The sequence below is a fragment of the Streptomyces sp. UH6 genome (assembly GCF_013421635.1).
GTDB classification, from domain to species: Bacteria; Actinomycetota; Actinomycetes; order Streptomycetales; family Streptomycetaceae; genus Streptomyces; species Streptomyces abyssomicinicus.
Genome location: NZ_JACADT010000421.1, coordinates 1 through 4,745 on the forward strand (window position 1 = coordinate 1; position 4,745 = coordinate 4,745).

General features: G+C 70.1%; 4 protein-coding genes. 1 reads left to right on the forward strand and 3 read right to left on the reverse strand.

The window, feature by feature from the left end; translation table 11 throughout:
* Window positions 1–260 precede the first annotated feature (260 nt).
* From HW445_RS18965 to thyX, 3 genes are all read right to left on the reverse strand, one after another.
* Complete coding sequence (locus tag HW445_RS18965; RefSeq protein WP_180222191.1) at window positions 261–1,946, reverse strand: ribonuclease J; 1,686 nt, start codon at window positions 1,944–1,946, stop codon at window positions 261–263.
* Window positions 1,947–2,075: 129 nt separating this feature from the next.
* Window positions 2,076–2,975 carry a 4-hydroxy-tetrahydrodipicolinate synthase gene (gene dapA / locus HW445_RS18970; protein WP_180222192.1) on the reverse strand — a complete coding sequence of 300 codons (900 nt, stop codon included), beginning with the start codon at window positions 2,973–2,975 and terminating at the stop codon, window positions 2,076–2,078.
* Between the two features lie 224 nt (window positions 2,976–3,199).
* Window positions 3,200–3,940, reverse strand: coding sequence for an FAD-dependent thymidylate synthase (gene thyX / locus HW445_RS18975; RefSeq protein ID WP_180222193.1), 741 nt, complete (start codon window positions 3,938–3,940; stop codon window positions 3,200–3,202).
* Between the two features lie 237 nt (window positions 3,941–4,177).
* Between thyX and HW445_RS18980 the strand changes: the two genes are divergently transcribed.
* On the forward strand, window positions 4,178–4,745 hold a 568-nt coding region (locus tag HW445_RS18980), incomplete at its 3' end, for a hypothetical protein (RefSeq protein ID WP_180222194.1).

The following is a 4,745-nucleotide window of genomic DNA, read 5'->3' on the forward strand; positions in this document are numbered from 1 at the left end:
CGGTGCTTTCCAGTCCAGCGCTTTCGCGCTTTCCTTTCCGGCGGTTCCGACTTTATCAGAAGTTCTGAGTCGGTTTTCCCGCCCTCCTGGTCAGCATCCCCGAACGTTCGTGAACGTTGCGGGTGCCCCCTGGGCGGAGCCGTAAACGTACTGGAGGGGAGCGCCCGTGTGCAAATCGAGGCGCTCCCCTCCTGCCGCACGTCCCGGCTCACGCGTGGATCACGTGTGGATCACGCGCTCACCGGGGTCGTACGCGGTGCTCAGACGTCGACCACGACCGGCAGGATCATGGGACGGCGGCGGTAGGTGTCGGAGACCCACTTGCCCAGGGTGCGGCGGATGAGCTGCTGCATCTGGTGCGGCTCGACCACGCCTTCCTGCGCCTGGCGCTCCAGCACCTCGACCAGCTTGGGCAGGACGTCACCGAAGGCCTTGTCCTCGATGCCGGAGCCGCGGGCCTGGATGTGCGGGCCCGCGCTGATCTTGCCGGTGGAGGAGTCCACCACCACGAAGACCGAGATGATGCCCTCGTCGCCGAGGATCTTGCGGTCCTTCAGCGCGGGCTCGCCGACGCCGCCGACGGAAAGGCCGTCGACGTAGACGTAGCCGGCCTGCACCTTGCCGGTGATCTTGGCCTTGCCGTCGATCAGGTCGACGACGACGCCGTCCTCCGCGATCACGATGCGGTCGTGCGGGACGCCGGTCAGGGCGCCCAGCTCGGCGTTGGCCCGCAGGTGGCGCCACTCGCCGTGCACCGGCATCAGGTTCCGCGGACGGCAGATGTTGTAGAAGTACAGCAGCTCGCCGGCGGAGGCGTGCCCGGAGACGTGCACCTTGGCGTTGCCCTTGTGGACGACGTTGGCACCCCACCGGGTGAGGCCGTTGATCACCCGGTAGACCGAGTTCTCGTTGCCGGGGATCAGCGAGGACGCCAGGATCACCGTGTCGCCGGGGACGATCCGGATCTGGTGGTCGCGGTTGGCCATGCGGGAGAGCGCGGCCATCGGCTCGCCCTGCGAACCCGTGCAGACCAGGACCACCTCGTGGTCCGGCAGGTCGTCCAGGGTCTTCACGTCCACGACCAGGCCCGGCGGCACCCGCAGGTAGCCGAGGTCTCTGGCGATGCCCATGTTGCGGACCATCGAGCGGCCGACGAAGGCGACCCGGCGGCCGTACTCGTGGGCGGCGTCGAGGATCTGCTGGACGCGGTGGATGTGGCTGGCGAAGCTCGCCACGATGACGCGCTTGCGGGCGCCCGCGAAGACGGACCGCAGCACGTTGGAGATGTCGCGCTCGGGCGGGACGAAGCCCGGGACCTCGGCGTTCGTCGAGTCGCTGAGCAGGAGGTCGATGCCCTCCTCGCTGAGCCGCGCGAAGGCGTGCAGGTCGGTGAGGCGGCCGTCCAGCGGGAGCTGGTCCATCTTGAAGTCGCCGGTGTGGACGACCATGCCCGCGGGGGTGCGGATGGCGACCGCGAGGGCGTCCGGGATGGAGTGGTTGACGGCGACGAACTCGCAGTCGAAGGGGCCGAGGCGCTCCCGGTTGCCCTCCGCGACCTCCAGGGAGTACGGACGGATCCGGTGCTCCTGGAGCTTGGCCTCGATCAGCGCGAGGGTCAGCTTGGAACCGATCAGCGGGATGTCCGGACGCTCGCGCAGCAGGTAGGGCACCGCGCCGATGTGGTCCTCGTGCCCGTGCGTCAGGACGATGCCCTCGATGTCGCCGAGGCGGTCCCGGAGGGACGAGAAGTCCGGAAGGATCAGGTCGATGCCGGGCTGCTCCTCCTCGGGGAAGAGCACGCCGCAGTCGACGATCAGCAGGCGGCCGTCGAACTCGAAGACGGTCATGTTGCGACCGATCTCGCCGAGGCCGCCGAGCGGGGTGACCCGCAGTCCGCCCTTGGGGAGCTTGGGCGGCGGGCCGAGTTCAGGGTGCGGATGACTCAAAAGACTCTCCTCACCACGCACGCCACGTGCCCGGAGGCACGTGGCGCGCGTGACGTTCGTGCGTAAGCAGTTGTCGTGTGGAAGATGCAGGCGCTGTCGCCCTGCGTATTCAGTTGTGAAGTCCGGTGCTCAGAGCTGTACCCCGCCCGCGGCGAGATCGAGCTTGAGCTGGTCGAGCTCCTGGGGGCTGAGCTCCACGAGGGGCGCGCGCAGCGGTCCGGCGGGCAGCCCCTGGAGGGCCAGGGCGGCCTTGGTGGTCATGGCGCCCTGGGTGCGGAAGACACCCGTGAAGACCGGGAGCAGCTTCTGGTGGATCTCGGCGGCCTTGTGCACGTCGCCGCCGAGGTGGGCCTCGAGCATCGCGCGCAGGTCCGGTGCGACCAGGTGGCCGACGACCGAGACGAAGCCCACCGCGCCGATCGACAGCAGCGGAAGGTTCAGGATGTCGTCGCCGGAGTACCAGGCCAGGCCCGAACGGGACAGCGCCCAGCTCGCCGCGCCCAGGTCGCCCTTGGCGTCCTTGTTGGCGACGATCCGCGGGTGCTCGGCGAGACGGACCAGGGTCTCCGTGGTGATCGGGACGCCGCTGCGGCCCGGGATGTCGTAGAGCATCACCGGGAGCCCGGTGGAGTCGGCGATCGCCGTGAAGTGCCGGTACAGCCCCTCCTGAGGGGGCTTGTTGTAGTACGGCGTCACGGTGAGCAGGCCGTGCGCTCCGAGCTGCTCGGCGGTGCGGGCCAGCTCGACGCTGTGGTGGGTGTCGTTGGTGCCGACGCCGGCGACGATGTGCGCCCGGTCGCCGACGGCCTCCAGTACGGCCCTCAGCAGGGCCGTTTTCTCCGCGTCGCTGGTGGTCGGCGACTCACCGGTGGTGCCGTTGACGATGAGACCGTCGTTGCCGGCGTCCACGAGGTGGGTGGCAAGCCGCTGGGCGCCGTCGATGTCGAGCGCGCCGTCCGCCGTGAACGGAGTCACCATGGCGGTAAGGACCCTCCCGAAGGGGGTCTGCGGAGTGGAGGTCGGTGCCATGCCTAACACGCTACTCGCTGTACCGGGCCTGGCGCGCCGTCGGGGGCCGGACATTGCGGATGAACCAGGCGAACGGGATCCCGGCACTGCCTGCTCGGGGGTTCAAGCAGTGCCGGGCCCGTATCGTCAGGCTAGATGAACTTCGCGAAGTCCTGCAATCCGGACACTTCGGGCGAGGGGGCGTTCGTCCCCCCGTGAAGGCCCGCAACGCCCGTGTTCCGCGGTCAGGGCGCGACGCGGCCGTTCTGGTTGAAGGCCTCGTAGGTGAGCGGCATGAGCTTGGCCCACTCCTGCTCCATCCGCTCCGCGACCATCTCGATCTCCCGCTGCGGGAACGACGGCACCCGGGCCAGCTCGTGCTTGGTGCGCAGCCCGAGGAAGTGCATCAGCGAGCGGGCGTTGCAGGTGGCGTACATCGACGAGAAGAGGCCGACCGGGAGGACGGCGCGGGCCACCTCACGGGCCACACCGGCCGCCAGCATCTCCTGGTAGGCGCGGTAGGCGTCCTGGTAGGTCTCGGTCATGGTGCGGGCCACCAGTTCCTGCTGCTCCGCGCTGCCCTCGACGAACTCGTACTTGCCCGGGCGGCCCTGCTGGACCAGCTTGCGGTCCGCGCCGGGAACGTAGAAGACCGGCTCGAGCTGCCGGTAACGGCCCGACTCCTCGTTGTAGGACCAGCCCACGCGGTGTCGCATGAACTCGCGCATGACGAAGATCGGGGCGCTCACGAAGAAGGTCATGGAGTTGTGCTCGAAGGGGCTGCCGTGCCGGTCCCGCATCAGGTAGTTGATCAGCCCCCTGGAGCGGCCGGGCTCCTTCTCGAGCTCCTCCAGGGACTGCTCGCCCAGGGTGGAGACGCGGGCGGCGAACAGCACGTCGGCGTCCGAGGCGGTGTGCTTCACCAGTTCGACGGTGACGTCGCTGCGGAAGCTTGCCGTGAGGTCGTCTGCGGGGGTGTCGCTCACTGTGGGGAATTCCTTCGGCGGGTCGGGCGGGCGGGTCCGGCCCTGGTGGGCGGGCCCTCGGCTGGCAGTCGCTCACTCTACGACGACGGCATGCGCCGGTCTGACCCCGTCCGCGGCTTTCGGTCGGCGCCCGGCCCGCCGTTCGGGCGGCCCCTGGGTGGTGGGGCCGGAAGGGGCTCGATAGCCTCACCGGGCATCGTTCGTGTGTATGGATCGTGGATCGAGTGAGGACCCGCCGTGCCCCTGCCCTTTCTGACGGCCGACCGCGCGTTCGACGGGGAGACGGAGGACGTCGTCCTGCCGTTTCACGACCGTCAGCGGTGGCGGCGGCCCTACCGGCCGGGTCCGCACCGGGTCGGGCTGGCCGCGCTGGTGCTGTTGCTCGCCTCGTTCGTGCTGGTCGCGGCCGTGATCATCGCGGCGACGGCCTCGGTGACCGGCGCCTGGGTCTGGTTCGGCGTGGCGCTGCTGCTGATCGCCGGGGCGCTGCGCGGGCTGCGGCTCGGGGTCTGGGTGAGTTCGGCCGGGCTGCGCCACGTCCGGTACTTCAGCACGCGGACCACGGCGTGGTCCCGGGTGGGGACGCTGCGGGTGGTGCAGCAGCCCGTGCGGTGGATGGGGCTGCCGCGGACCCTGCAGGGCCAGGGGCTGGTGCTGGAGGCCCGGAGCGGGCGCGGGGCCTCCTCCCCGGCCGACGGGCCGGTGGTGCTGCTCAGCACGCACAACGCGGACTTCCTGGGGCAGCCGGCCGCGTTCGACCGGGCCGCGGACACCGTGGAGGCGTGGGCCGACGAGTACCGGACGG

What these genes read in the sequence shown, in the direction of transcription:
- dapA (WP_180222192.1), bottom strand. Translation starts at nt 2,975, where the DNA reads ATGGCACCGACCTCCACTCCGCAGACCCCCTTCGGGAGGGTCCTTACC.